This is a genomic window from Marisediminitalea oceani, assembly GCF_003731635.1.
In the GTDB taxonomy this organism is placed as follows: Bacteria; Pseudomonadota; Gammaproteobacteria; order Enterobacterales; family Alteromonadaceae; genus Alteromonas; species Alteromonas oceani.
On record NZ_RCUA01000046.1, the window covers coordinates 1 to 25,352 of the forward strand.

At 50.6% G+C, this 25,352-nt stretch carries 24 protein-coding genes; 15 read left to right on the forward strand and 9 right to left on the reverse strand.

Features of this window, described 5'->3' with window-relative positions; all coding sequences use genetic code 11:
- Positions 1 to 810: 810 nt before the first annotated feature.
- Positions 811 to 1,491: a DsbA family protein gene (locus D9T21_RS14150; protein WP_123325613.1), complete on the reverse strand. Its 681-nt coding sequence runs from the start codon at positions 1,489 to 1,491 to the stop codon at positions 811 to 813.
- A gap of 200 nt (positions 1,492 to 1,691) precedes the next feature.
- Here D9T21_RS14150 and D9T21_RS14155 point away from each other — a divergent pair, with 200 nt between their 5' ends.
- The 4 genes from D9T21_RS14155 to D9T21_RS14170 all read left to right on the forward strand — a co-directional run bounded on the left by D9T21_RS14155 (position 1,692) and on the right by D9T21_RS14170 (position 4,433).
- The gene (locus tag D9T21_RS14155) at positions 1,692 to 1,922 is read left to right on the forward strand and encodes a DUF2789 domain-containing protein (protein ID WP_105933999.1); all 231 of its coding nucleotides are present in this window, start codon (positions 1,692 to 1,694) and stop codon (positions 1,920 to 1,922) included.
- A 184-nt stretch (positions 1,923 to 2,106) separates the two neighbouring features.
- Positions 2,107 to 3,345: a methyl-accepting chemotaxis protein gene (locus D9T21_RS14160; protein ID WP_123325614.1), complete on the forward strand. Its 1,239-nt coding sequence runs from the start codon at positions 2,107 to 2,109 to the stop codon at positions 3,343 to 3,345.
- A gap of 54 nt (positions 3,346 to 3,399) precedes the next feature.
- A complete protein-coding gene (locus tag D9T21_RS14165; protein WP_123325615.1) occupies positions 3,400 to 3,663 on the forward strand; it encodes a TIGR03643 family protein in 264 nt (87 codons plus the stop codon).
- 65 nt (positions 3,664 to 3,728) lie between these two features.
- Positions 3,729 to 4,433, forward strand: coding sequence for a glutathione S-transferase family protein (locus D9T21_RS14170; protein WP_123325616.1), 705 nt, complete (start codon positions 3,729 to 3,731; stop codon positions 4,431 to 4,433).
- A 3-nt stretch (positions 4,434 to 4,436) separates the two neighbouring features.
- On the opposite strand, the gene D9T21_RS14175 is transcribed toward D9T21_RS14170, so the two are convergent.
- The 4 genes from D9T21_RS14175 to D9T21_RS14190 form a co-directional block, all read right to left on the reverse strand.
- A complete protein-coding gene (locus D9T21_RS14175; RefSeq protein WP_123325617.1) occupies positions 4,437 to 5,210 on the reverse strand; it encodes a DUF3307 domain-containing protein in 774 nt (257 codons plus the stop codon).
- Entirely contained in the window at positions 5,207 to 5,863 is a 657-nt protein-coding gene (locus D9T21_RS14180; protein WP_123325618.1) for a hypothetical protein, read from the reverse strand. Before D9T21_RS14180 ends, D9T21_RS14175 begins: the two co-directional genes overlap by 4 nt.
- 99 nt (positions 5,864 to 5,962) lie before the next feature.
- Positions 5,963 to 7,084 carry a HupE/UreJ family protein gene (locus tag D9T21_RS14185; protein ID WP_123325619.1) on the reverse strand — a complete coding sequence of 374 codons (1,122 nt, stop codon included), beginning with the start codon at positions 7,082 to 7,084 and terminating at the stop codon, positions 5,963 to 5,965.
- Positions 7,085 to 7,096: 12 nt separating this feature from the next.
- A complete protein-coding gene (locus D9T21_RS14190) occupies positions 7,097 to 9,037 on the reverse strand; it encodes an adenine deaminase (protein ID WP_123325620.1) in 1,941 nt (646 codons plus the stop codon).
- A 338-nt stretch (positions 9,038 to 9,375) separates the two neighbouring features.
- Between D9T21_RS14190 and D9T21_RS14195 the strand changes: the two genes are divergently transcribed.
- A complete protein-coding gene (locus D9T21_RS14195) occupies positions 9,376 to 10,881 on the forward strand; it encodes an FAD-binding domain-containing protein (RefSeq protein ID WP_123325621.1) in 1,506 nt (501 codons plus the stop codon).
- On the opposite strand, the gene D9T21_RS14200 is transcribed toward D9T21_RS14195, so the two are convergent.
- Positions 10,871 to 11,383 carry a retroviral-like aspartic protease family protein gene (locus D9T21_RS14200; RefSeq protein WP_123325622.1) on the reverse strand — a complete coding sequence of 171 codons (513 nt, stop codon included), beginning with the start codon at positions 11,381 to 11,383 and terminating at the stop codon, positions 10,871 to 10,873. The two genes, D9T21_RS14195 and D9T21_RS14200, sit on opposite strands and share 11 nt — an antisense overlap.
- A gap of 327 nt (positions 11,384 to 11,710) precedes the next feature.
- Here D9T21_RS14200 and D9T21_RS14205 point away from each other — a divergent pair, with 327 nt between their 5' ends.
- The gene (locus D9T21_RS14205; protein ID WP_123325623.1) at positions 11,711 to 12,055 is read left to right on the forward strand and encodes a hypothetical protein; all 345 of its coding nucleotides are present in this window, start codon (positions 11,711 to 11,713) and stop codon (positions 12,053 to 12,055) included.
- Positions 12,056 to 12,238: 183 nt separating this feature from the next.
- The gene (locus D9T21_RS14210; protein WP_123325624.1) at positions 12,239 to 13,075 is read left to right on the forward strand and encodes a patatin-like phospholipase family protein; all 837 of its coding nucleotides are present in this window, start codon (positions 12,239 to 12,241) and stop codon (positions 13,073 to 13,075) included.
- Here the strand turns inward: D9T21_RS14210 and D9T21_RS14215 are convergent.
- Positions 13,072 to 14,361 (reverse strand): DUF445 domain-containing protein, encoded by a 1,290-nt coding sequence (locus D9T21_RS14215; protein WP_123325654.1) that lies wholly within the window; start codon positions 14,359 to 14,361, stop codon positions 13,072 to 13,074. The genes D9T21_RS14210 and D9T21_RS14215 overlap by 4 nt on opposite strands.
- 230 nt (positions 14,362 to 14,591) lie before the next feature.
- Here D9T21_RS14215 and D9T21_RS14220 point away from each other — a divergent pair, with 230 nt between their 5' ends.
- On the forward strand, positions 14,592 to 16,655 hold the full coding sequence (locus tag D9T21_RS14220) for a collagen-like triple helix repeat-containing protein (protein WP_123325625.1): 2,064 nt from the start codon (positions 14,592 to 14,594) through the stop codon (positions 16,653 to 16,655).
- A 59-nt stretch (positions 16,656 to 16,714) separates the two neighbouring features.
- Here D9T21_RS14220 and D9T21_RS14225 read toward each other — a convergent pair whose 3' ends face one another.
- Complete coding sequence (locus tag D9T21_RS14225; RefSeq protein WP_241155718.1) at positions 16,715 to 17,722, reverse strand: hypothetical protein; 1,008 nt, start codon at positions 17,720 to 17,722, stop codon at positions 16,715 to 16,717.
- Positions 17,723 to 17,791: 69 nt separating this feature from the next.
- On the opposite strand from D9T21_RS14225, the gene D9T21_RS14230 reads away from it, so the two are divergent.
- From D9T21_RS14230 to dgcA, 4 genes are all read left to right on the forward strand, one after another.
- Positions 17,792 to 18,235, forward strand: a complete 444-nt coding sequence (locus D9T21_RS14230; protein ID WP_105934013.1) for a DUF3859 domain-containing protein — start codon at positions 17,792 to 17,794, stop codon at positions 18,233 to 18,235.
- 197 nt (positions 18,236 to 18,432) lie between these two features.
- A complete protein-coding gene (gene add / locus D9T21_RS14235; RefSeq protein WP_123325626.1) occupies positions 18,433 to 19,428 on the forward strand; it encodes an adenosine deaminase in 996 nt (331 codons plus the stop codon).
- A gap of 142 nt (positions 19,429 to 19,570) precedes the next feature.
- A complete protein-coding gene (gene dgcN, locus D9T21_RS14240; RefSeq protein ID WP_105934015.1) occupies positions 19,571 to 20,569 on the forward strand; it encodes an N-acetyltransferase DgcN in 999 nt (332 codons plus the stop codon).
- Complete coding sequence (gene dgcA, locus D9T21_RS14245) at positions 20,566 to 21,606, forward strand: N-acetyl-D-Glu racemase DgcA (RefSeq protein WP_123325627.1); 1,041 nt, start codon at positions 20,566 to 20,568, stop codon at positions 21,604 to 21,606. Before dgcN ends, dgcA begins: the two co-directional genes overlap by 4 nt.
- Here dgcA and D9T21_RS14250 read toward each other — a convergent pair.
- Positions 21,603 to 22,073 (reverse strand): EVE domain-containing protein, encoded by a 471-nt coding sequence (locus tag D9T21_RS14250; RefSeq protein WP_105934017.1) that lies wholly within the window; start codon positions 22,071 to 22,073, stop codon positions 21,603 to 21,605. The two genes, dgcA and D9T21_RS14250, sit on opposite strands and share 4 nt — an antisense overlap.
- Before the next feature lie 116 nt (positions 22,074 to 22,189).
- Between D9T21_RS14250 and trxC the strand changes: the two genes are divergently transcribed.
- The 3 genes from trxC (at position 22,190) to D9T21_RS14265 (ending at position 25,352) form a co-directional block, all read left to right on the forward strand.
- Positions 22,190 to 22,624 carry a thioredoxin TrxC gene (gene trxC, locus D9T21_RS14255; RefSeq protein WP_452039048.1) on the forward strand — a complete coding sequence of 145 codons (435 nt, stop codon included), beginning with the start codon at positions 22,190 to 22,192 and terminating at the stop codon, positions 22,622 to 22,624.
- A gap of 122 nt (positions 22,625 to 22,746) precedes the next feature.
- Positions 22,747 to 24,960, forward strand: a complete 2,214-nt coding sequence (locus D9T21_RS14260) for a YgiQ family radical SAM protein (RefSeq protein WP_123325628.1) — start codon at positions 22,747 to 22,749, stop codon at positions 24,958 to 24,960.
- A 140-nt stretch (positions 24,961 to 25,100) separates the two neighbouring features.
- Entirely contained in the window at positions 25,101 to 25,352 is a 252-nt protein-coding gene (locus D9T21_RS14265; RefSeq protein WP_123325629.1) for an HP1242/YdcH family protein, read from the forward strand.

The following is a 25,352-nucleotide window of genomic DNA, read 5'->3' on the forward strand; positions in this document are numbered from 1 at the left end:
GGGACTATTTTACGGGGTAGCTCCGCCGGGAAAAGACGGTCTAAATTGATCGCTTACAAAGCAAGTTAATAAAAAGCGCTTAAAGAAAGGAAAACTCAGGGGAAGTGTAATGTCTGGACTTAAAGGGAAAACAAGCTCTAGAAACTGGAAACATAGCAAATAATAAAGGGTAATTTTTTACACTATAAAAAAGGGTATTTTCAGACATCTACCACGCGCGCGAGAACAGGTAGAACGTGGTTAAAGCACCCTATATAGCACCCCAATACTGCTCCACAAATTAGAAGAATATTTTAAATCAACACATTAAAACCATAATTCAAATCCCGCCAGCTCCAAATAAAAAAAGCATGCCAATCGGCAGGCTTTTTTATTTGTGGTGATTGTTGGGTGCTGAAAACGATCACGGATTCACCAAAACGTCCGGAACGTTTTGGGACATGCTTTAGCATGGTCCGCAGGACGCAGACCATGGATGGTCTGCGCAAATCCCGCCGAAATTACCAACCGGCAGGCTTTTTTACTTGTGGTGATTGTTGGGGGCTGAAAACGATCCCGGGTTCACCAGAACGTCCGGAACCTTTTGGGAAATGCTTTAGCATGGTCCGTAGGACGCAGACCATTAATTGTCTGCGCAAATCCCGCCGAAATTACCAACCGTCAAGCTTTTTTTATTTGTGAAGGTTGTTGGGTGCTGAAAACGATCCCGGGTTTACCGAAACGTCCGAAACGTTTTGGGACATGCTTTAGCATGGTCCGCAGGACGCAGACCATGAATAGTCTGCGCCAATCACGCCAGCTTGTTCCTGATTATAGTCCCAGTTCTTTATCCAGCACTTTAGCAAACTCTTCGAAACTCATATTCGACATTAACTTACCGTTTACCACAAAGCTTGGCGTTGAGCGGATCCCATCGGCTTTGGCGTTTTGCTGATACCAGTTAATCAGCCTTTCAGATTTGGCTTCATCACCTAAACAAGCCTGCAGCTGTTCGTCATTCAGGCCCACAGACTTACCCAGTGTTACCAATTCGTTAAGGATGGTATTACCGTCGCGACTGGCCATCCACTGTTGCTGCTGTCCAAACACCTTATCTACAAAGTTAAAGTAATCTTCACTATTGCCGGAACAGCGGCCAATCATCGAAGCAACCAGGCCAAACTGATCGAAATAAACTTCGCGAAATACAAAGCGAATTTTACCGGTATCAATGTAGTTTTCTTTAAGCGGTTTAAAGGCATTATTATGAAATGATGCACAGTGCGGGCAGGTAAAAGAGGCATATTCTACTACCTGAACCTGAGCCATGGGATTGCCTAAAGCCATATCTTTCACTGTGGCTTCAGCCGGGTTCACCGGTGAAGTTTGCGACTCAGGGCCCGCCGGGATGGTCGTAACCGGGGCACTGTTATCCTGCTCATACACCATATAACCAATACCCAGTGCCAATACCAACACGCCTACGGCCAATAATACTACCCGCGAATTCATTTCTACCTCTGAAGTTAAACTAGATACAAAACATAGGTTACCACTTTCCGGCGGCGAATCAGAAGGGAGTTTAACCCGGAGGCGCTTTTATTTACCTCAGGCGGCACGCCTCCCGGTTGTCGTGCCTGCGTGTTATTGGTCCAATTCCGGGCCGGGCGCGTAACCATTAATGAGACATAAACGCACCCAAGGAGGCAACTATGTTTACTCAACAACCCGGTATTAACGATTTATTCGTGCAGTTAGGTTTACCGTCTGACGAACCGGCTATCGAAAAATTTATCAGTGAGCATCGCGGACTAAAGTCTGCCCAGCCGCTCGCCGACGCGCCATTCTGGAACGATGCCCAGGCCAGTTTTCTGCGCCAGGCTCTGGCTGAAGATGCCGAATGGGCAGAAGTAATAGATGAGCTCAATACCCGATTGCACTAGTCTTTAATTCTCCCTCGGGCATAGCATCGTATCTCGGTGCTGCGCCCTTCTGCATGCTTTGCACTTCTTTTTTTGCATTTATTGTTGCTTGATCTGGCGCTATACATAGGCTTAATAGCTTACTTATACTAAAGTAACAGTACTAAACTATTATAAATGTATAAAAAAGGGCGAAGTTCACGCTATGACACAATGGTTTTGGCACACTTACGATGTAATTGAAAAAACGTTCTTTTACACTCTCACCCGAAAGATAATCGGTAACATCAGCTTTTTGTTTTTGTTCCAGCTGGCAAATTTCTACCTGTTTTACGCCCTGATGAACAGCCCGGCTGAGTCGCAGGATAGCTACCAGTCTACGCTGATTACACTGTTTATTCTGAGTACCCTGAGTTTTGCCTTTACCATTTTTTACATGCATCACCTCATTGTGAAACCAGTAAAAGCGCTGCTGAACACCCTTAACGATATCAACCATACCCAGGGCGACCTCTCTACCCGCCTCCCCGCATTTACCTGTGATGAATTCAGCGAACTGTCGGCGGCTTATAATAAATTTGCCCATAACCTTAGTGAGCTGATTGAGCAGGTTTACAAAGACGCCGAACGTTCCAGCGACGCCAATAAAGAAGTGTGTACACTGGTTAAAAACGTTGATAGCCAGGCCGCTACTCAAAAGCACCTAAGCGACAATATCAGCCAGTCGTCACAACAGGTGGGTCATAGCATTCACGACATTGTGTCGGCCTCAGAACAGGTTTCCACCACAAACAGCCAGAACCAGGCCAATGCTACCACCGCCAATCAAACGCTTATTACCTCAAAGCAGCAAATTGAGCGGATCACTCAGCTTCTTAATCAGTTCTCAGAAACGGTTCGCGGGTTACAGAACAACGCCGATAACGTGCGCAATATTCTGAAAATGGTTGAGGGCTTTGCCGATCAAACCAACCTGCTGGCCCTGAATGCCGCCATTGAGGCAGCACGAGCTGGTGAAGCAGGCCGTGGCTTTGCCGTGGTGGCCGATGAAGTACGCAGCCTGTCGGCTAAAGTGGCCGATGCTACCCAGCAGATCAGCAGCTTCCTGAATGAGATGGAAACCCTGGTGGGCGAGACCCAGCAGGAGTCCAGCCGCCTTATTGATGCGTCTGGTCAAATGCAACAAAGTATCAGTGATACCTCCTCAACGTTTGAGCAAATGATGGACGACTTCAAACAAAACATGGAAGCCTTCCAGTTGATCATGAATTCAGTAAATGTACTGGAATCTCAGCAGGCCCAGGCTACCGAAATTGCCGGCCAGATCACTAAGCTCAGTATGGATATTCAGCACTCGATGGCGTCGAGTGTGGAACAGGCCGAACACGCTCAGTCACTGGCCAGCTCAACCCGTAAAGGCCTGAGCCAGTTTGTGGTAAATTAAACCAATCCAAACTCCGTAACATCGCGTATTGGTGGCATTAGCAGGAGAGATTGCATGCCATCAAAACATCAGCTTACCGACGCCACCCTGTCTCGTATCATCGAAATGGCCTGGGAGGATCGCACCCCCTTTGAAGCCATTGAAAAGGAGTACGGCCTGTCTCAGGACGGCGTGATTAAACTTATGCGCAGTGAACTCAAGCCCTCTAGTTTTCGGCTCTGGCGCAAGCGCACAGCCGGGCGCACCACTAAACACCTTAAACTTCGCTCACCCGATATTAACCGCGGTTACTGCCCTACCCAATACAAACAGCGTTAGTTACTTTTGCGGCTATCTGTGATTAACTCAAGCCCTGTTGGCTTGATGGCATAAGGACATCACAGATGATGACATTGTATGGATTTGGCCCGGGGCTGGGCATGTACGACCCAAGCCCTTTTGTACTCAAAGTCGCTGCGTTTTTGCGCCTGGCAAACATTGACTACCAATACAACGGTAACGTTAATTACGTATTTAAGGCGCCCAAGAAAAAGCTGCCCTACCTCGACGATAATGGCACCATTGTGTGCGACTCCACTTTTATTATCAGTCATCTTAAAGACCGCTACGCGTCTGATTTCGACAGTCATTTATCGCCGCAGCAACAAGCTGTAGCCACGCTTATCAGTAAATCGCTGGACGAGAATTTTTACTGGTGCCTGGTGTATTTTCGCTGGATTGATAGCGCCAGTTGGCCAACCGTGAAAAACGCGCTGTTTGGTAAGCTGCCCTTCCCGCTTAGCACCATTGTGCCGCTGGTCGCTCGTCGGGGCGTTAGCAAGCAGGTTTATCAGCAGGGAACCGGTCGCCATAATAAGGAAGAAGTACTGAGTATTACCCGGCAAACGCTCGATGCGTTGTCGGTACTGATAGGCGATAACCTTTTTTGCCTTGGCGACAAACCTAGTTCACTGGATGCAACGGTTTATGCCTTTTTGGCCGAAGCCATTTTAGTGGATTTAGATAACGACTTTACCCGTCTGGCCCGACAGTACTCAAACCTGAACGACTACTGCCAGCGTATACAACAACAGTATTTTGCCGGCTAAATGCTATTTGCCAACGGGTAACTGCGTGGCCAGACTGCTCACCAGCAAACCAACCGCAATGGTCAAGGCAAAACTGGTGAGTGTACCTAGCATCACATATTCAGTGAGCTTTTTATCTTCACTCTGGCGCAAATCGCCAAAGCGAAACACCGATTTTGCCGCCAGCAAAAAACCAATCGCAGCAAACTGATTCAGCAAAATAAAGGTCAGTACCAGTACTCTTTCCAGATAACCGATGTTCTGCCCGGCGGCCTGCAAAGTGGTTTCACTTTCCTCATCGGGTTTATCGGCTTCTATGGCATTGCTCCAGGGCGCAAGGATCTGCTTGATAACAATCGATACCGGCCGCAGCACTAGCAGGTAACCAGTCATAATCGCCACTGTTTTGTAGTTTAGTGACTGTTTGAGCCAGGCATTTACCGTAGCTTGCTCGGGCTGCCAAACCAGCAATACCACAAAGCCGATAACCACAATATGCGCCAGCTGGTCGGCCACAAACGCTTTCATGGATGAGGCGGCGTAAGATTTCAGACCGTCGATAACAATATGTGAGCCGCCCAACAACAGCGCATAGGCGGCCACTTTTAGCGGATGTAAATCGGTTAACAAGGCAAGAATAAGCGCAGCTATCAGGCCGTGAATTCCACCATGCCAATACAGACAGGGAGCAGAAAAGTGACGTTGGGTACGCTGTGATATCCAGTGTGAGGGCTGCAGGTAAAAATCGGCCATAATATGGCCGGCAATCAATAATACCAACAGCGTCATGGTAGTCATGGGGCAAAGTCCTTTTTCACCTGGGCGGCAAAATGCGCCAGATAGTCAGTAATTAAATGGTACTGACTGGTATTTAATATCCGTGTTACGTTACTGCGCTTTTTATCCAGCACCCGGGCCAGATGTTCATGGGATTTATTATCCGCCATCAGATAAGCCAGTACAACCTGAGCCTGAGTAGATGTTAAGCGGTCGAGGTGGCTGTCGAAAAAACGGGTAAGCAGTTCACAGTGCTCCGTAAACGCTTTGTCAGCACTGGCAATAGTCAGCCCACGGCCTTTGAGTTTGTCCAGACCGTGACCGGAAAGTACGTAAGCTTCGCCGGTTGCCGTTTTGACGTTTTGCCCGGGAGCTTCTCCCTTCCCTAGTCCAATGCATTGGCGTACCGCAACTGCGGGTTCACCACTGCGTAAGGATAAATCAATGATGGTGGCTAATCTCGCGGCCAGCGGCGGCGCAACCACCAGCTGAAAACTGTCACCCCGAAAGATATCAAAGGCCGCATCGTAACGGGCCCGAAAGGATTTTAGCAAGCGCTCCAGGTTTAAAATGACCTGGCTGAATGCCTCGCCGGATAATTTACTGGAACCAACCAGATCGCCGGTAATCACCGCTATTAGTGCTGAATTTTCGGCATTTTCAGTACTTTTCATCGCATTGTCCTCAGCGTTAGCGTATTTCGGTATTTAGTCACTTGCCATAAAGTTACTATATTTAATCACATAAATCAAAGTGACTATATTTAGTAACAACTAACCCAGCACGCGCTGAGCAAACCAAAAACCGGCGAGCAGCGCGATACATACCGAACCACCGCGGGTAACCATAGCAGTGAGGCGAGAAAAACGCTTGATCAGTTTCATTATCACAAAGGCAAGTATCACGATACCCAGTTGAGCAAACTCTACCCCAAGGTTAAAGCTAACCAATGCTCCAACGTAACCCGACGATGGAATACCCAGTTCCTTTAACGCCTGAGCAAAGCCCAGCCCGTGCACCAGACCAAAACCGAATACCAGCATAAACCGCCAGACCGGGTGAGGCTTAAATAACAGGTTTTCAATCGCAATCCAGGCAATCGACAGCGCAATCACAGGCTCAATAATGTGCCCGCTCACCACAATAGCGCCATAAGTCGCCAGGCCAAGCGTTACTGTATGGGCCAGGGTAAAGCCGGTGATCAGCAATGCCAGTTGGCGCAGTGAAGCCACGCCTAAAAACAGTCCCAGAACAAATAGCGCATGATCCCAACCAAAGGGCACAATATGCAGCATGCCCTGTTTAAGGTAGTTGGCCCATAGCTTTACATCAGCACTGGTAAGACCTTCTGCCGGTGGCTGCGCATTGAAATAAAAGGCCGGACTGGCCTGATTACGCACCAGCCAGCGACTTAAAGTAACCTGCTCACTGTTATAACTAATGTTGAGCGCAATAGGCTCTTCAAATTTAAACGCATCGGTGAACACCGCAACCAGAGCACTCCGGGTAAAATTATCCGGCAGGTCCAGCGTAAATACAAAGCGGGTCATGGGCCAGGCCAGCCCCGAGGTAAAATCCTCCGCTGGCGCATCGGGCCAGCTTACAGCGCTAAACTGCCAGCTGAGCTGTTTGTCGCCCAGGCTAATTTGGCTGGCTTGTTCAAGCCCGGCAAGCAGCTGGGCAAAGCGTGTCGACTGTTGCGGCTCGGTAGTCCGGGTTAAGGCATAGTAAGCTTCCCCGCCCTCCATGGCTTTGGTTAAATCCACATCCATGGTCACCACGGCCTGACCTTCGTCACTAACGGTAACGTTAACCCGGGTCATATTCAGTAGGTGAGCCTGAGCTACTCCGGGCAGGCAGAGCAGCATCAGTAACACCCTTAGCATACCAGTCATAATGGGCCTGGCTTACCAGATGATTTCGTGAGTATTGCCGGTGGTTACGTCCACCAGACCGCCCGGATTCCCCTCATAAGGCGCTACCAGTTGCCACTTCCACGGCGCTGCGGTTAAAAAAGCAAAACGCATTCTTTCCGGTAATCCATTGGCATTAATCCAGGCCATTTTATCGGCCTGATGATGAAGCTTTTCCATTTCTGCTGCGACCTCATTTACCGGCCGGGCTGTCATTAATCCGCCAACGTCCAGGCGCACCGTGGCAACCACCTTGCCATCATTCACCAGCGCCCAGCCGCCGCCCATATTGGCTACGGTGTTGGCCGCCAGCGCCATGGCATAATCGTCGTTACCCATAGTCCAGATATTGTGCAGATCATGAGACTGCGAACTGGCCAGTGCCGAACCCGGTGTTTTAGGCCCCACGTTTTGCCAGATCATTTTCGACACCGCCGCCGTACCATGATACCGGTCGACTACGGCCACCTTAATCAGGCCTGCTTCCGGGTCGGCTTTAACGGTGCCATCCTCAGCCACAGGCAGCTCTTTGGTGATAAACTCCGGCTCAAACCAGAACGGCTCCAACACTGCAGCTTTCACCGTTTCACGACCCTCAGGAGCGGTTATAACAAAATCTGCGGCTATAAGTTCCCGTCCCACATTCATGGTATCAGTTGCCCACTGTGGGTATTCTATTTCGGGGATGGGTAAAAGGTATTCGCCGTTATCAGCTGCCAGCTGACCATTGGCGTAAACCCGCTCAATCGTCACAGTTTGCGGATCGGACAACAATACAACATCGGCATAACGCCCCGGGGCCAGAGCACCAACCAGGTGGTCGATATTGAAATGGCGGGCCGTATTATAACTGCCCAGCTGGTAAGCAATTTCAAGCGGCACGCCCAGTTCAATAGCGCTGCGAATATTATAATCCATCGAGCCCAGCTGCAGGGTGGCAAACACGTCGCGATCGTCGGTGGTTACCGAGATATTGCTCCAGTCTTTTAGGCCAATTTCCAGTAATTTCGGAAACAAAGAGTCCATGCCAGCCTGTTTAATTTCTAAAAATACGCCGCGGCGTAATTTCTCAATTCCTTCATCAGCCAGTCGTACCTCGTGATCAGAGGCCAGCCCTGCCGCGGCGAAGGCACTGATGTCGGTTTGTGAGGTAAGGTTCATGCCATGGCCTTCTACTACACCTCGGTAGTCGTAGGTTGCCTCAATCATTTCCCAGATACGCTGGTGACCACCGTTATCGGCATTGATGACTGCCGACCAGTCCATCACTTCACCCAGCGCTACCACACGCGGATCATAGGTTAAGAAATCGCGCATCTCGTTATAACCGTAATAACCACCGCCCGATTCATAAACCGTTGGCGGCGTGGCCGAACCGATAGCCGGGAAGATTTTCAGCGTGCTGCCTTTACGTTCTGCCTCAAGCCAGAATTCGGCGTTACGATTACCCACCACATTGGATATCTCGTGAGAGCCTTCCACCGTCCAGGTATTGCCGTGAGGGATCACCAGCGCCGCTTCATACTCCGGCGTCAGGTAAGAGCTTTCTATGTGTTTATGCGACTCGCCAAATCCCGGTACTGCCCACAGCCCGTTTGCATCATAAGAGCTTTGTGTTTCGCCCGGCCAGCTACCGGTATCTCCCACCCAGGCAATACGGTTATGCGCAATAACGATATCCTGTGCGGGTAGCCACTCCTGGGTAAACACATTAAGCAGCGTTACGTTCTGGATAACCAACTCGGCTGTTTCCCGACCAAGAGCAACCTGCGTTAATGCCTGGCGGGTTTTCACTTCCTCTTTAAATACATGAGTGTCAACCGGTGCATCGGTATCTGACACGGCTTCCTGCTTAGTTTCATTCCGGGGAGTACAGGCACTAAGCAAAACACTAATAAACAGTGTCGCGGCGAGAGGATAACGGGTGGCAGACATAACAATACTCCTGACTGGCAAAGATAATGAGTGGCAACGGGTAACGCCGCAGGCTGGCAATGGTCAGCTTCTTTATCGACTGATTGCAGCGGGCTAACAACTATGGGCAATGTAGTAGCAATTGTGGTGCCAGATACCTGACCAAACAGTCAAGCCCTGAATATGTAGCGGCAGACGTCTGTATTCATCGCAATCGCTATGACAAATGCGAGATACGTGCACCAATTGGTTACATCCTTGCACTGCGCGCTTGCAGATATATTTTTCTGGCAGGCAATCTCTACGGCCTGCTCTCACGTATAGCTCAACATGAAAAACAAGCCCGCCAATAAGCATCTATGACAACATCGGTACCGCCCAAGCTCACTGTGGTGTGGTTTAAGCGTGACCTGCGATTACAGGATCACGAACCGCTTCACCATGCAGTATCTGTTGCTACCGATAAGGGTTATCCGGTGCTACCGCTGTATCTTTTTGAGCCGGATATCATGGCCGACCCGCATCATTCAGAACGCCACTGGCGGTTTGTGTGGCAAAGCCTGCTGGCCATGCAGCGCACGTTACAGGCGGCCGGGGGCGAACTGCATGTCAGCTACGATAACGCTGTGGCGTTTTTTCGCCGGCTGATAGCAGCACACCCACACATCGAAGTGGTGAGTTATGCCGAAACCGGGCTGCATTGTACCTTTGAGCGGGATAAGCAACTCAGTGCGCTGTTTAATAGGCACGACATCAACTGGCGGGAATTTCCCTATGCCGGGGTGCAGCGCGGTATTACTCACCGGCGCACCTGGCATCAGCGGTGGCAACAACTGATGGCCCAACCCGCTTTATCGACTGATCTGCATCACCCACACTGGTACGTTAATAAATCTATGGTTAACCGGGTACCCGGCGACATTGCCGCGCGTTTGCATCAACCCGACGATAGCAAGCAGCCCGGTGGCGAACACCACGCCCATAAACTGCTGGCAAGTTTTCTGACGGACCGGCACACCCATTATCACCGTAATATCTCCAGCCCGCTGGCCAGTTTTAACAGCTGCTCCCGGCTGTCGCCCTACCTCGCCTGGGGCAATATCAGCCTGCGCCAGGTTTATCAGGCTTTGCAAAGTGCTGGCAGCAAACGCCCGCGTTCGTTAAGCGCTTTTGCGTCGCGATTACACTGGCATTGCCATTTTATTCAGAAATTCGAAAGTGAGTGCGAACAGGAATTTCGCGCGGTCAATCATGCCTATAAGCACTTTCCTTATCGCGATGATGACAAGGTTGAAGCCGACCTCACGGCATGGAAAACAGGCACCACCGGCATACCCATGGTAGATGCCTGTATGCGCTGTGTTAATCACACTGGTTATTTAAACTTTCGCATGCGTGCCATGCTGGTGAGCTTTCTAACCCATTACCTGCTGATCGACTGGCGACTGGGCGTGCACCATCTGGCTCGTCAGTTCCTCGATTTTGAGCCGGGAATTCATTACCCGCAGTTTCAGATGCAGGCAGGCGTAACCGGCACCAATACCCTGCGAATTTATAACCCGGTAAAACAGGCTGAAGACAACGATCCCGACGGCAGTTTTATTCGCCAGTGGGTGCCTGAAATTGCCCATCTGCCAAACGAGGAACTCTTTGCGCCCTGGCTAATACCGCCACTCACCCATATGGCAATGGAGCAACCGGTACCAGAGCGTTACCTGCACCCTGTTGCACAGCCAGATGAAGCCATTACCCGGCATCGGGATTTATTATGGAATTGGCGAAAAAGAGATGATGTTAAACGGGAGGCGAGACGGATCCTGCATCGCCACTCTATACCTGCCAGCCAGGTAAAGCCTAATCGCTGACTGAAATGCTGGCGTGGAGCTGCGACTGGTCGCACTGGCTCAGGGTAAGTCTGGCTGGCGCCAACTCAATGCCCAGCGGTGCGGCACGACTAAGCAGTTCCATGCCCAGAATGTTGTGCTCATTGTTCATCACTGCCACGCTAACATTAGTAAACTGGCAATCGTTGCTCAGGCTTAGCAGCGGCACATTATACAGCTTCACCTTATGCTGACGGCCATTCGCCAGCCTGGCGATAACCAGGCCATCTTCGGTGACCTGCTGAGTTTGTTTGATGCGGGCAAAGGTTGCCTTATTAAGTACGGTAAGCGAGGAGCCTGTATCAATTAAAAACAGCGTATCAGACTCGTTATCCACCTGACTCTGCAGATAAAGCGTACCGCCTTCACTGGTAGTCAGTGCAAAGCTGTTGGCCTGGACTGAAGCGATCAGAGCAAGATTGGTGCTTACCAGCATTGCCATGGCGGCAAACAGGGTTTTAACTGGTTTAACAAACATACGCATTCTCACTCACTGACTGATTCAGGACTTACCGGGGTGAGTTCATCTTTTGAGACTCACAGAGTAGTCAGCAAATTAAGCACCAAAACGTAGGTGATTGTTTTCAATGGTATGCGCTCAGCAGATCCGCCGCCAGCGCACAAAATAAGTGCTACACCGCACCAAATTATAACAATTCAAACCAATCCTTATCACCAAGTGAAGCGTAACCCTTAATGTTGATAGTTAATTACTATCACGAGATGGTATTACTTTTTATGAAGGGCTTAATTACACTCGTATTGCCTATAAAAAATGCTAAAACTGTTTTAAATCTTCAAGGACACTACAATGAAATTATCAATTTTGCCTTTATTAGCTGTTTCCTGCTTGTCATTTGCCCATACTTCAGCCCAGGCTGCACCAGAAATGAACAACACCGATACCACCATGGTTGTTGAGCGCTCTGGTAAACCGCCTTTTAAGCGTACCTTTGTACAAGCCCGTACTGTTGATGTGGCCCAGTTTGAAACCAGCGCACAATGTGAAGACGTAAAAACCGTAACCCTGCGCGGCAAGCCACCATTTAAACGCTCTACCGAATGTGTTCGGGTTGTTGACGTTGCACAGTTTGAGGTCGGCTCAGAGCAGCCAACTACAGACTTTAGCGGTAAACCACCGTTTAAGCGTCACTAATCCGCCCTGTAATATCTCCCCGGGCCTGCCAGTCGGTAGCCCGGGGATACTCAAAAAACACTTTTAATCCCCGCCCGCCCCTTCATTCGTTTATACCGATTAATCAATAAAATTTATTTCATCAATGGTTGTTGTTCCGGTACGGTAAATTAACGGTGACAGCAAAATAAACGGAATTGCATTATGAAGCGTGCCCTCGTAGTAGAAGGAGGCGCCATGCGTGGCATCTTTGCCGCCGGCGTCCTCGACAGTTTTCAGCAGCAACAGTATTACCCTTTTGATCTGGTGGTGGGCGTCTCTGCCGGCGCTACCAGTGCAGCAGGCTACCTGACAGGAAATGCCGAACGTAACCGTCGCATTGTCTTACGCATGGCAACCCAGCGGGACTTTTTTAATCCGCTGCGATTTGTCATGAAAGGCCATATGACTGACGTAAAATGGCTGTGGTGTGAATCCCGTGAACGCTACCCTCTCAACGTGGACGCATTGAGCCAGCAGGTACCGCTGCAGGTGGCAATTACCAATATGCATACTGGCCGCGCCGAGTATCATCAGGCGACTGCAGAAAACATTGATGAACTAATGGAAGCTACCTGCGCCCTACCGCTGGTTTACCGTACACCGCCACAACTGGAGGATGATTTTTATGTGGATGGTGGCGTGGCCGACGCTATTCCGGTACAACATGCTTATCAGCAAGGCTGTCGCGACATTACGGTTATTCTGTCGCAGTCCTGGGGCTATCAGAAACCAGAAGAAAAAACACCGTGGATGACCGACAAGATGTTTGCCGATTATCCGGCACTGATCAATACAATCCACCAGCGCAGTGCCACCTATAACGAGACACTGAAGTTTATTGCCAATCCGCCGGCCGATTGCAAAATACAAATAATCGCGCCGCCGGCAGACTTTCCGGTAAAACGTCTGACCATGAATAAAGCCAGGCTGATTAAAGGTTACCGAATGGGCCGTCAGTGTGCGCAGCAATATTTCAGTCAGTATACCCGGGCCGCTTAGACAAGCTGACTGATGGCATATTCAATAGTAAACAGCACACCGCCAATCAGGCCACCAACCAGGGTGCCGTTAATACGCACTTTCTGCAGGTCCTTACCGATATTTAATTCAATCTGACGCGCCATGTCGGTGGCATCCCAGCTTTCAATGGTGCGGCGAATATGTTCGGTAAGAAAACCGGCCAGCTCCGGGGCGATATAACGGGCGGCTACGCCAATATGATGATTAACTGCTGCCTGTAAGTCTTTATCGGCTAAAAGTCTCGCGCCAGTGTCGCTGAACAACCGGCTCAGTCGTTTTACCACCTGACCGTCAGCGTTGGCCAGATCATCACTTAACCACTGATGAATATCCTGCCAGATCCGCTGCAGGTAATTATGCAGTGCCTCGCTTTCCAGTAGCCGGTTACGGAAATCTTCAAGCTTTTGCTGCGCCACCGGGTCCGTTTCAAGACCGTCGATAAAGCGGGTGATCTGTTCGTTTAACGCCTGCCTGACCGGGTGCGCCGGATCGTTACTAATATCCTGCAAGGTGTGGCTAACGGCACTAACGGCAATTGCCGCTCCCTGCTCACTTAACCAGCCAGAGGGCAGTATTTTCTCTAGCCGGCGATACTCGGTTTTCAGCCAGATGTTGAGCTTATCGGCAATAAGTGCCTGGGTTTCCTCGCTTTGTAATGCGCCGGCCAGCTTATCGATGAGCTTATCCACCAGCTGTTGGTGACGGTTATCCCTGGTCATCACTCTGAGGGAACCTGCCAGCAGGGCTGCCATTGGGATTTTGCGCAAGCCCCGGTCTACCGAGCGGCGCAGAGCTTGTTGAATGGGCGTGTCATCAATCACGTTTAATAAGCCGGTAAGACTGTCGGCCACATAATGGGCCAGGCGTGCAGCATTGTTGCTTTGCGATAACCACAAGCCCATGGCTTTTGCCGGAGAACTGCGCGCCACCAGGGATTCGATAGCCTGTTCATGAAAGAACTTTTCTTTCACAAACTCGGCCAGATTAGCGGCTATCGTGCGCTGATTGCGGGCCACAATATTGGTATGGGGGATCGGCTTAAAGGCCGGGATAGGCCGAAATAACGCGCTTACGGCAAACCAGTCAGCCAGCCCCCCTACCAGCGCGGCCTCGGCCATCATTTTAATTAAGCCCAGAGTAGTATGGTTACTCAGCGATGGTTGTAAGGTTTGCCACACACTGATGCAGATAAACAGGCCGGCCGCGCCGAGTAACCAGAGTCCGGCCTGTCGTTTTGCCCGGCTCAATTGTCGCGCTTTATCCATAAATTCCATCTCTGTTCAGGGTCGGTTGCTGATAATGATGTATAGGCAAATAGCCGTTAAGCAAGGGAAAACACACTGATACCCATATTTTATTTATACCTTTAAATCTTTTATAAATTTATTTTTATTATTTTGCATCCAGTCCGGCAACTCGCTCGTTTGGCTAATGACGGCTGCTTTAAATCACCCTGCAGTATGGCAGTCATACCCATTACAAGGAGATACGGAAAATGAATACAAATTATCATTGGAGCTTAGGCCCGTCGATCATCGCCCTGTCACTCACCCTGGCACTTAGCGGCTGCGTAGATGACGGTGATACTGGCCCTGCAGGCCCGGCTGGAATGGATGGCGCGGATGGTAACGATGGAAGCGATGGCGCACCAGGATTACCCCAAGGCGTATTCTTAATTGCCAACAACGGCGATTCAAATCGCGGCACCCTGACCCGGGCCGACCAAAATGCGGCTATGTTAAGCCAGTTCACCAGTGGTAATAATGAAGGTGTGATGCTGGATAGCACTGGTAATCTGTTTCAGGCTGGCGACAGCAGTACCGGCAGCTTACGTACGGTGTGCCGAATGACATCCCGCTCCGGCGGCATGTATATGCCTGCTTATGACAAAGATATCACCGGGGCCAACACCGGCCTTACCAACCCCAAAGGGATCCATCTGGCCGAGCACAGCGGCATGGTGTTTGTGGCGGATTTTAACGGCATGCGGATCAGCATTTTTGGCAGTCAGGCAGCAGGCGATGTAACGCCGGTTGCAGAAATTCCGCTGTCGGCCAAGCCATGGGATGTCACGGTAGATGAAGTTAACGATCGCATGTATGTGGCTCTCACCGACGGTACTATAGCCGTTTATGATAATGTCATGGGATCCGGTTTTTCGCCTACAGTCATGCGTTCTATTGTACCGGCAGATGCCGATGGAAATCAGCTCTCGGTAAACCTGCACGGTATTGTTTATGACGCCGGGAGCGATCGTCTGGTTGTTTCTGATGTGGGCGATGCGGCCGTGGCCGATGATGGCCAGCTGTTTGTGATCAATAATGCTGCAATGGCGGATGGTAATACATTACCTGCCCGTCAGGTTGGCGGCCCGATGTCGTTGCTGGGTAATCCGGTAGACATTATTCTTACCGGCACAACTTTGCGTGTGGCAGAAAAGTCGAACGATGCCATCCTTGTTTTCACTAACATTTTCGATGGGCCGGATGGCGACATGGCCCCCACCCTTGCAACCACTACCAGTAAACCAGAGTCTCTGGCTCAGGTGATGCCGGCGATGGACCTGATGGATGCATCGGACAATGCGCTCACCGCCACAACCATCAATGGCATTGTGGTATCGAGTAATCCCTCGGCAGCGGGCCCGACCACCGGCCAAATCTCCCGTTACAGTGCAGTACTCAGCAGTACCCTGGGCAGCTTTGATGCGGGCATGAGCATTGAAAGTGTTACCATAGACGCCTTAGGCGATGGTGCCGTTACCTTCGATGATATCGATTCAGCCATGGGTGGAGTACTCATCATCAACCGCCTGGCCAGCATGCGGGATGACGACAGTTACACAATGTCTCAGGATCACATGATTATGGGAGCCAATACAGGTTTGGTTACACCGAAGGGGGTGGACGTGTCGTCTGCTCACGGACTGGTCTTTGTGGCTGAGTTCAATCCCGATACCCCAGCGGTGCAGGTATTTTCGTCTTGCGCGTCAGGGGATGTGGCGCCACTGCTCTCACTGGTTGCAAGTAACGATGCGCGCCCGTGGGACGTTGACTACGATGCTACCACCGACCGTGCTTTTGTAGCCCTGACTAACGGTACTGTAGCGGTATTTGACGAAGTCACCCGCCAACTCATGTCGGGCATGACAACGATTACCGGTGAAGACCGCTTAATTACGCCAGCTATGGGCGGAGCGCCCATCACTGCGCCAACTAACATTCATGGCATAGACTACGATCCGCAGTCTGATAGTCTGGTAATTTCTGATGTGGGCAGCGCCGCCAGTGCCACCGACGGTAAGCTCTATGTTATTCCGGCAGCCGGTATGGCAAATGGCTTAGCTGAGATGAGTGTAATGATTGCCGGACCGAACTCTATGCTCGGCAACCCGGTAGACTTAATGCTCAGCAATGGCCATGTGTATGTTGCAGAGAAGTCTAACAACGTGATCATGCGCTTTGATAATATTCTCAATAGCGCCAGTGGCGACATCGCAGCGGATTACAGCATGAGTTACACCGCTCCGGAATCGGTAGTCGTTGTGCCGGTTAACTAATCTAACAGGCAGTTACCAAAGCGCCCAGTCCCGGGCGCTTTTTTATTCCTGCTGGTGAGTTACCGGTACAGCTCCACCACGCCGTTTTTACCCACGCCTATACAGCCTTTCTCAGCCTGACAGGCCAGGCTCCAGATATTACTTTGGCTGACTATTTGCCATTTATCGGCGCCAGGTTTTAATACTGCCACGCCCTGAGGATTACTCACCCAGTACTCAACGCCTTCGGTTGTAGCCAGTAAAGCTGAGCCATATACAGCGCCTTGTAATGGTAATTCAGGTAATGCCTGCCAGGTATCACTATTAAAGAAATATTGCCAGGCACTGGCCGGAGCGCCAGCAAGCTTAAGACTGCCGCCACTGACAAACACGGTATTTACTGTTGCCTGCACAGAGAAAATCCCACCAGCCTCGCCGCCGGCAATCGGGCTTTCAATACTTTGCCATTGGTTTCCCTCAAGCATCAGTAGCCGCGGCGTATCACCATTACCGGTGCCAATCACAACTCCTCTGCCAGGAGCCTCATTGAGGCAGGTACCGCTGGAGGCAAACCCGCCCTCTGATGACTGGGCTTTGATGGGCAGAGACTGTCTTTGCCAGTTTAGTCCGCCATCGCTGGTGGCCAGCACAAACAAGCCCTGCTCATCGGAATCGCCATACAGCCAGCCCATGGTCAGCGAAGTCATATAAAAGCAGTCATAAAAGGTGCTTTGCTGCTGCCCCTGTGACACCTGCTGCCAGTGCTTGCCATTATCATCGCTGATAAACACGCCGGAATCCGGCCCTTCCCCGGCACTCATCACCAACAGGCGGCCGTTAGTAAGCCGTTGATTATCACGAAACTGCCTGTTATCAGAGCCTGTTGGAGCGGGTATCTGCTGCCAGCTTGCGCCATCATCGCCAGACAAATAAATCCCACCAGAGGTACCGGAAGCTACTGCGTAATTATCCTGCCAGGTGACAGCCTGAAACGAGACATTTTCATCTAACTGATGAACGGTTACACCGGCTCTGGCCACTGGCAACAAACTGGCATAAACCAAAACAGACAAGAGGAGTGTTTTCATAAGCGGGGCAGAAATCCTTGGTTAAATTTGCTAACATTAAAATTATCATACAATTAGAAATAGCATTCTATGGCAAAGCCAAAACCCATAATAGAAATAGTCACTTATGGTATTCACACCAAGTGGGATGCCGACGCCAAAGCACTACCTAAAATTAAGACGTTCACCAATCATATTCCATTGGAGCTGGATATAGAATTTGGCTTTATTGTTAACATAAAGCGCGCCAAAAATCAGCAGGTTCGCTATTGCATTTATCATCCCGACATTCCCGACGAAGACGGTATTCCAATGCCGCCCTTTGACGGCGAGGAGTATATTCGCTCCAATGACTGGGATTTCTATCTGGGCGATACGCTTTGGCAACCGCTGAGTAACAAAGTGGGCGACTGGCGAATGACCCTGGAACTGAATGGCCGGATCATTGCGGATAAAACCTTTACCGTCGAAGACGACCTGCCTTACGACGGCGCGCAGTTCTGGCAACGGGGTAAACCCAAACTTCGGCGCTAATCCAGATCTGGTGGCTTGCCATGTTTTCGGGCAATTTTGCACCGTTGTGACACATCCGGCTGGCCATCAGGAATAACAACCTCTGTTTAAACAAGCGGTTATATTTTTACGTGCCAGGGAATAATCCTTGCAAAACTTACCTGAATGATCTCCACAAAAACCCGATGAATACCATCTAACAAGAATACGGAGTGTGTATGCAAGCATTTATCGAAGGTATGCCAAAGGCAGAGTTACATGTTCATATTGAGGGCACGCTGGAACCCGAACTGAGCTTTGCGCTGGCGAAGAAAAATAACATCGAACTCCCCTACGATACCCCTGAAGCACTGATCGCTGCTTACGATTTCCACGACTTACCCTCTTTTCTGAAAATTTATTATGCCGGAATGAGCGTGCTGATAGATGAAGACGATTTTTATCAGCTAACCTGGGATTACCTGGAAAAAGCCGCATCGCAGAATGTGGTGTATACCGAAATATTCTTTGATCCTCAGGGCCACACCAGTCGTGGGGTTAGTTTTGATACAGTGATCACCGGGATCAGAAAGGCGCAGACAGCGGCAGAGGAAAAACTGGGGATCCGCAGCCAGCTTATTATGTGCTTTTTGCGCGATATGTCGGCCGAAAGCGCCATGGAACATTTAGTTATGGCCAAGCCTTACCTTGGCTGGCTGGTTGGAGTGGGTCTTGACTCCGATGAGCACAACAACCCACCGGTAAAATTTCGTGAAGTGTTTAAGCTGGCCAAAGAATGGGGCCTCAAGCTCACCATGCATTGTGATGTGAACCAGAAAAACACCCTGGAGCATATTCGTCAGGTCATCGAAATTATCGGCGTGGACCGCATTGATCACGGGGTTAACTCGCTGGAATCTGATGACCTTTGTGAACTGATTAAAAGCCACAAACTGGGGCTCACCGTGTGCCCGGTATCCAATCAGTTTGTGGTGCAGTCGTTAACCTCCAACGAAATTCGCCAGATGCTCGATAAAGGCATGCTGGCCACCATCAATTCCGACGATCCGGCTTATTTTCGGGCTTACATGAACGAAAACCTGATTGCCTTACAGCAAGAGGGCGACTTTAGCCGCGAAGATCTTAAAACGTTGATGGCCAATGCCTTTACCGTGACCTGGTTACCCGAAGACGATAAGCAAGTCTATCTGGATCAGCTCAACGCGTATTGTTAAAGACGACCACCAGAGGCCGACCCTGAAGCATTTTATTAATGAAGAATAACGCTGGAATTCATTAGTCGATGGCTTTAGGGTACAGACCCATTGTATTCGTCTTCTTCAGTCACCTTATGTGACCTCTGTTCAAGGAGTTATCATGAACCTGCCTTCCCCTTATTTACTTTTTATCGGCAATGCTACGGATCCGCTCAGCATCAAAATGGCTAAGAGCGCGGCGGACTGGAGCCCTGAGATGTGCGTGGGCGAATATTCCCTGCCAGGCTGCAGTGTGACCACCGGCCTGCCAGCCATGACCATTGAAGAAGGCGCGCAACAAGGCGCCAAAGCATTTGTACTTGGTTTTGCCAACAGCGGCGGCGTGCTTGACCCGTCGCTGGTTGCTTCCATTATTACCGCCCTGGAAGCCGGCATGGATATTATTAATGGCCTGCACGATAAACTGGCTGATATTCCTGAAATAGCTGAAAAAGCCCAGGCACTCGGTCGCCGCCTGATAGACATTCGCCACCCCACCACCAAATTTAAAACCGGTACCGGCGTCAAACGCCCGGGCAAACGTTTGCTGACCGTAGGTACGGATTGTTCAGTGGGTAAAATGTACACCACACTGAGCCTGGCCCGAGGCATGCAGAGTCAAGGCATAAAAGCCACCTTCCGGGCCACGGGCCAGAGCGGTATTCTGGTTGCCGGTGAAGGCGTAGCCGTCGATTGCGTAGTCTCTGACTTTATCTCCGGTAGTGTTGAAGCACTCTGCCCGGCCAACGACGATGACCACTGGGATTTAATCGAAGGTCAGGGCTCGCTGTATCATCCGGCTTTTGCAGGCGTTAGCTTAGGACTGTTACACGGCTCGCAACCTGACGCACTGGTTATTTGCCACGCATTGAACCGTGACCACATGCGCGCCCTGCCTGGTCGTCCACTCCCCAGTCTTGAACAGGTGATTGAAATGAATCTCACCGCCGCGCGGATCACTAACCCCGATGTGAAGGTGATTGGCGTATCGGTAAACACGTCTTCGGTCAGCGAAGATGAAGCCCTGGTCTATTGCAATAGCGTGACCGAGCAGCTTGGCCTGCCTTGTGTCGACCCGATCCGCCACGGCGTTGGCGCGTTAGTGGAGGCATTGGAATGAGTCTGAGTTTTAAAGCCTTTACTGAGTCTTTTCCGCTGGCCCGTGAGTTTCGCATTTCACGAGGCGCAAAAACTCAGGCCGATGTGATCACCGTACTGGTAAGCGACGGCCATTATTATGGCTGGGGTGAATCTGTCCCCTATGCCCGCTATAACGAATCAATCAAATCCGTGTTAGCGCAACTGGAAGACATAAAGGGCGCCTTTGCCAGTGTCTGTGATACCGAGGATTTACTCACCCTGCTACCCGCCGGATCTGCACGCAATGCGCTGGACGCAGCACTGTGGGATTTAAAAGCCAAGGTAAAGGGTAAATCGGTGGCCAGCCTGGCTAACCTTTATACGGTACAGCGTTGTTACACTGCGCAAACCCTTAGCATTGATACGCCAGAGGGGATGAAAAACCAGGCACTGGAAATTAAAAATGCGCCGCTAATTAAAATTAAGCTGGATGAACATCAGGTGCTGGAACGTCTGGCCGCCATCCACGAAGCCTCACCACAAAGCCGGCTGATTGTGGATGCCAATGAAGGCTGGCAGGTAGCGATGCTGAATGAATTGCTGCCGGATATGGCTAAGCTTGGTGTTGCGCTAATAGAACAGCCGGTTCCTGCCGAAGCCGATGAGGAACTGGCAGGGCTTAACAGTCCCGTAATCCTGTGTGCCGATGAATCCTGTCACGTGAGTGCCGATATCGAGCGGCTGGCAAAGTACTATCAGGCGGTCAATATTAAACTGGATAAAACCGGCGGCTTAACCGAAGCAATTCGCGCTTACCACGCGGCTAAAGAGCACAATCTGCAGATCATGATTGGTTGTATGGTAGGCTCGTCGCTGGCTATGGCGCCAGCCTATGGCCTGTGCGCGGATGTGCAGTTTGTCGACTTAGACGGGCCGCTACTGGTTGCTCAGGACCGTGCCGATGGCTTTACCTTCGACCAGGGCCGCATGATTCAACCGGAGCCTTTCTTGTGGGGCTTGCCGGGGCAATACGGCCAACAAGGCCTTGCCCGCCTGTGGAACGAACTGCCGGATTAAAGCTGACGTCCGGCCAGCTCGTTTAAAATGTGCCATTCGCTTTCTGTTACCGGCATTACAGACAAGCGATGGCCTTTTTTCACCAGTCCCAATTCGGTAATTTGCGGGCAGTCTTTAATCATACCCAGCGGTAGCACGCGGGCAAACTTGCTCACGTACTTTACATCCACACTAAACCAGCGCGGCTTGTCAGGCGTTGCTTTCGGATCGTAATAGTCCGACTCCGGATCAAACTGGGTTGCATCGGGATAACCGGCTTTAACTACCTCGGCAATACCTGCAATACCCACCGTTTTACAACTGGAGTGATAAAAAAACACCTTATCCCCCACGCTAACCTCATCGCGCAGGAAATTACGCGCCTGATAGTTACGCACCCCGTCCCATGGCTCGGTTTGGTCAGGTCGTTGAGCCAGGTGGTCGATACCAAACACGTCCGGTTCCGATTTAAACAGCCAGTAACGCATGAATGCTTCTCCGTAGTTATCCGGCGCAGAGTATAAGTCACCGGGAACCACAATTCAGCCCTTGAGAAAGGGAAAAAGCGCACAACATATAAGAAATAGCTTATAGGAGTAAAATCATGAGTGCTATTCATATCGTTTGCCCCCATTGTCAGGGGCTCAATCGCAGTCCGGCAGAGCGTTTAAGTGACAACCCGGTGTGTGGCAAGTGCAAACAGGGCCTGTTACCCGCCCACCCTGTCGAGTTAAGACAGTCTGATTTTGCGCGCTTTATCGAAAAATCTGACCTACCGGTGATCGTCGATTTTTGGGCAGATTGGTGTGGCCCCTGTAAAATGATGGCCCCGGCATTTGCCCAGGCTGCTCAACAGTTACAAGGTAAAGCCATCTTTGCCAAGGTCGATACCGAGTCTAACCCCATGTTAAGTCAGCAATTTGCCATTCGCAGCATTCCCAGCCTGTTAGTGTTTAAACAAGGCCGTGAAGTCAGCCGCCAGGCCGGTGCGATGCCAGCCGGACAACTTATCCAGTGGGCACAGCAGGTAATTCGTTAACCCGCTGTATTTTTTTTGTGCAATTTGCTTCACGGTTGAGAACTGTAAATACTGACTTAGCTATTTTCGCCTGCGGATGTTTGCTATAATTTCGCCGTTTTCACAACCCTCTGAAGAATTCCATGCAAGCAACCATAAAAGCCGATCGCGGCCTGTTTTCTTATCCTAAATACTGGGCACACTGCTACGGTAGCGCGCCTTTTTTACCCATGTCGCGGGCCGAAATGGACGAACTGGGCTGGGATAGCTGCGATATTATTCTGGTCACAGGCGACGCGTATGTGGACCACCCGAGTTTTGGTATGGCGATCATCGGCCGCTTGCTGGAAGCGCACGGTTATCGTGTGGGCATTATTGCCCAGCCTGACTGGCAGAATAAAAACGACTTTATGAAGCTGGGCAAGCCCAATCTGTATTTTGGTGTAACTGCCGGCAACATGGATTCCATGATTAACCGCTATACCGCGGATAAAAAGCTGCGCCACGACGATGCTTATACGCCCAACAACGAAGGCGGCAAGCGCCCCGACCGGGCAGTCACCGTTTATTCCCAGCGTTGCCGCGAGGCGTTTAAAGACGTACCGATTATTATTGGTGGTATTGAAGCCAGCCTGCGCCGTATTGCCCACTATGACTACTGGTCGGAAAAAGTGCGTCGCTCAGTGCTGTTTGATGCCAAAGCCGATTTATTAATGTTCGGTAACGCTGAGCGTCCACTGGTGGAAGTGACTCACCGTCTGGCCGCTGGTGAAGCCATTGGTGATATTACCGATGTACGCGGCACCGCAATTATTGTTAAACAACCCTTGCCCGAATGGCAGGGCGTTGACTCAACGTCACTCGACCGTCCCGGCAAAATCGACCCTATTCCCAGCCCCTATATCATGGAGCCGGATTGTGAGGGCCAGAACGAAAATAAAGGCAACGAAAATAAAGACAGCCAGCCGGTTACCGAAGCGAAAGCTCAACCAATTGTGGTGCAACCGGCCGAGCGCCGTAAACCCTGGGAACAGGTATATGTAAAATTACCGGCCTTTGAAGTAGTGCGCGATAACAAAACCCTGTATGCCCATGCTAACCGCATTCTGCATCAGGAAACCAATCCGGGTTGTGCCCGGGCGTTATTGCAACGCCACGGCGATCGGCACATTTGGATCAACCCGCCGGCAATGCCGCTGGAAACCGAAGAAATGGACGCGGTGTTTGATTTACCTTATCAACGTGTGCCCCATCCGGCCTACGGCAAAGCAAAGATCCCGGCGTACGATATGATCCGCTTTTCGGTCAATATTATGCGTGGCTGCTTTGGCGGTTGTACGTTCTGTTCCATCACCGAACACGAAGGGCGAATTATTCAGAGCCGCTCAGAAGACTCGATTATTCGTGAAATTGAACAGATCCGCGATACGGTACCCGGCTTCACCGGCGTTATTTCAGATCTGGGTGGCCCTACGGCCAACATGTATCGCCTGCGCTGTAAAAGCGCTAAAGCCGAAGCAACCTGTCGTCGTCCATCCTGTGTGTACCCGTCTATCTGTGCTCACATGGATACCGACCATAAACCAACGATTGATTTGTATCGTCGGGCCCGTGATTTACCCGGCATCAAGAAAATCCTGATTGCTTCGGGCGTGCGTTATGACTTGGCCATTGAAGATCCCAACTACGTTAAGGAGCTGGCCAAGCACCACGTAGGTGGTTACCTGAAAATTGCGCCTGAGCATACCGAAGATGGCCCGTTAAGCAAGATGATGAAGCCGGGCATGGGTACTTATTATCGCTTTAAGGAGTTATTCGATAAGTATTCGAAGGAAGCGGGTAAAGAACAGTACCTGATCCCTTACTTTATTGCCTCGCACCCCGGCACCACCGATGAAGACATGCTGGCGCTGGCTATCTGGCTGAAAGAAAACCGCTTTAAGCTCGATCAGGTACAAAATTTCTATCCCTCGCCCATGGCAACGGCCACTACGCTGTATCACACCGAGGTTAACTCGCTGCGTAAAGTGAAAAAAGACAGCGAATCCGTGCCGTCGGCGAAAGGTGAAATTCACCGTCGCTTACACAAAGCCATGCTGCGTTATCACGACCCGAAAAACTTTGCGCAAATTCGCAAAGCGCTGGTCAAAATGGGCCGTGAAGATCTTATCGGCCGTGGCCCGCAACATCTGGTACCACCTGAGTCAGCCAGCGAAAAACGTCAGAAGGCCAGCAAGGCCCGCCGGGGCGAACGCGCGATGACCAAACATACCGGCTTTAAAAATGCGGCGAGTCAGAATCCGCGCGGTAAAAAGCGACCGTTTAAAGCCAAACGCAACGACCAGCAAAATCACTGATAAAACGGGCGGGGTTTCCCCCGCCTTTTTTATTGATACTCCCCACCGAAACCATGACCTGAATCAAGGTAATATCGAAGCTGTCAAAGTAGACTTAAGTTAGTGGAAAGGCCACTGTTAACAACCAGATAAGAGCTACTATGACTATTGAAAAACATGATCTCGTCCATGAATTCCCTGATCATCAGCACACTATTCGTCATTTAAAAATGAATGACCGCCATTTCGCCAGATTATTTGAACAATACAACGAACTCGACAGCCTTATTCACAAAATGGAAGAAGGCGCAGAGCCGACGTCGGACGATGTTTTAAACGAGAAGAAAGCCGAGCGCGTGCAGCTAAAAGACGCTCTGTTTACGTTTATCAAAGAAGCAGAAGCTGTTAATTAA

Excerpts from the sequence above, each read along its gene's own strand:
- D9T21_RS14150 (WP_123325613.1), bottom strand. The coding sequence starts at position 1,491 with ATGAATTCGCGGGTAGTATTATTGGCCGTAGGCGTGTTGGTATTGGCA.
- D9T21_RS14155 (WP_105933999.1), top strand. The coding sequence starts at position 1,692 with ATGTTTACTCAACAACCCGGTATTAACGATTTATTCGTGCAGTTAGGT.
- D9T21_RS14160 (WP_123325614.1), top strand. The coding sequence starts at position 2,107 with ATGACACAATGGTTTTGGCACACTTACGATGTAATTGAAAAAACGTTC.
- D9T21_RS14165 (WP_123325615.1), top strand. The coding sequence starts at position 3,400 with ATGCCATCAAAACATCAGCTTACCGACGCCACCCTGTCTCGTATCATC.
- D9T21_RS14170 (WP_123325616.1), top strand. The coding sequence starts at position 3,729 with ATGATGACATTGTATGGATTTGGCCCGGGGCTGGGCATGTACGACCCA.
- D9T21_RS14175 (WP_123325617.1), bottom strand. The coding sequence starts at position 5,210 with ATGACTACCATGACGCTGTTGGTATTATTGATTGCCGGCCATATTATG.
- D9T21_RS14180 (WP_123325618.1), bottom strand. The coding sequence starts at position 5,863 with ATGAAAAGTACTGAAAATGCCGAAAATTCAGCACTAATAGCGGTGATT.
- D9T21_RS14185 (WP_123325619.1), bottom strand. The coding sequence starts at position 7,084 with ATGACTGGTATGCTAAGGGTGTTACTGATGCTGCTCTGCCTGCCCGGA.
- D9T21_RS14190 (WP_123325620.1), bottom strand. The coding sequence starts at position 9,037 with ATGTCTGCCACCCGTTATCCTCTCGCCGCGACACTGTTTATTAGTGTT.
- D9T21_RS14195 (WP_123325621.1), top strand. The coding sequence starts at position 9,376 with ATGACAACATCGGTACCGCCCAAGCTCACTGTGGTGTGGTTTAAGCGT.
- D9T21_RS14200 (WP_123325622.1), bottom strand. The coding sequence starts at position 11,383 with ATGCGTATGTTTGTTAAACCAGTTAAAACCCTGTTTGCCGCCATGGCA.
- D9T21_RS14205 (WP_123325623.1), top strand. The coding sequence starts at position 11,711 with ATGAAATTATCAATTTTGCCTTTATTAGCTGTTTCCTGCTTGTCATTT.
- D9T21_RS14210 (WP_123325624.1), top strand. The coding sequence starts at position 12,239 with ATGAAGCGTGCCCTCGTAGTAGAAGGAGGCGCCATGCGTGGCATCTTT.
- D9T21_RS14215 (WP_123325654.1), bottom strand. The coding sequence starts at position 14,361 with ATGGATAAAGCGCGACAATTGAGCCGGGCAAAACGACAGGCCGGACTC.
- D9T21_RS14220 (WP_123325625.1), top strand. The coding sequence starts at position 14,592 with ATGAATACAAATTATCATTGGAGCTTAGGCCCGTCGATCATCGCCCTG.
- D9T21_RS14225 (WP_241155718.1), bottom strand. The coding sequence starts at position 17,722 with ATGAAAACACTCCTCTTGTCTGTTTTGGTTTATGCCAGTTTGTTGCCA.
- D9T21_RS14230 (WP_105934013.1), top strand. The coding sequence starts at position 17,792 with ATGGCAAAGCCAAAACCCATAATAGAAATAGTCACTTATGGTATTCAC.
- add (WP_123325626.1), top strand. The coding sequence starts at position 18,433 with ATGCAAGCATTTATCGAAGGTATGCCAAAGGCAGAGTTACATGTTCAT.
- dgcN (WP_105934015.1), top strand. The coding sequence starts at position 19,571 with ATGAACCTGCCTTCCCCTTATTTACTTTTTATCGGCAATGCTACGGAT.
- dgcA (WP_123325627.1), top strand. The coding sequence starts at position 20,566 with ATGAGTCTGAGTTTTAAAGCCTTTACTGAGTCTTTTCCGCTGGCCCGT.
- D9T21_RS14250 (WP_105934017.1), bottom strand. The coding sequence starts at position 22,073 with ATGCGTTACTGGCTGTTTAAATCGGAACCGGACGTGTTTGGTATCGAC.
- trxC (WP_452039048.1), top strand. The coding sequence starts at position 22,190 with ATGAGTGCTATTCATATCGTTTGCCCCCATTGTCAGGGGCTCAATCGC.
- D9T21_RS14260 (WP_123325628.1), top strand. The coding sequence starts at position 22,747 with ATGCAAGCAACCATAAAAGCCGATCGCGGCCTGTTTTCTTATCCTAAA.
- D9T21_RS14265 (WP_123325629.1), top strand. The coding sequence starts at position 25,101 with ATGACTATTGAAAAACATGATCTCGTCCATGAATTCCCTGATCATCAG.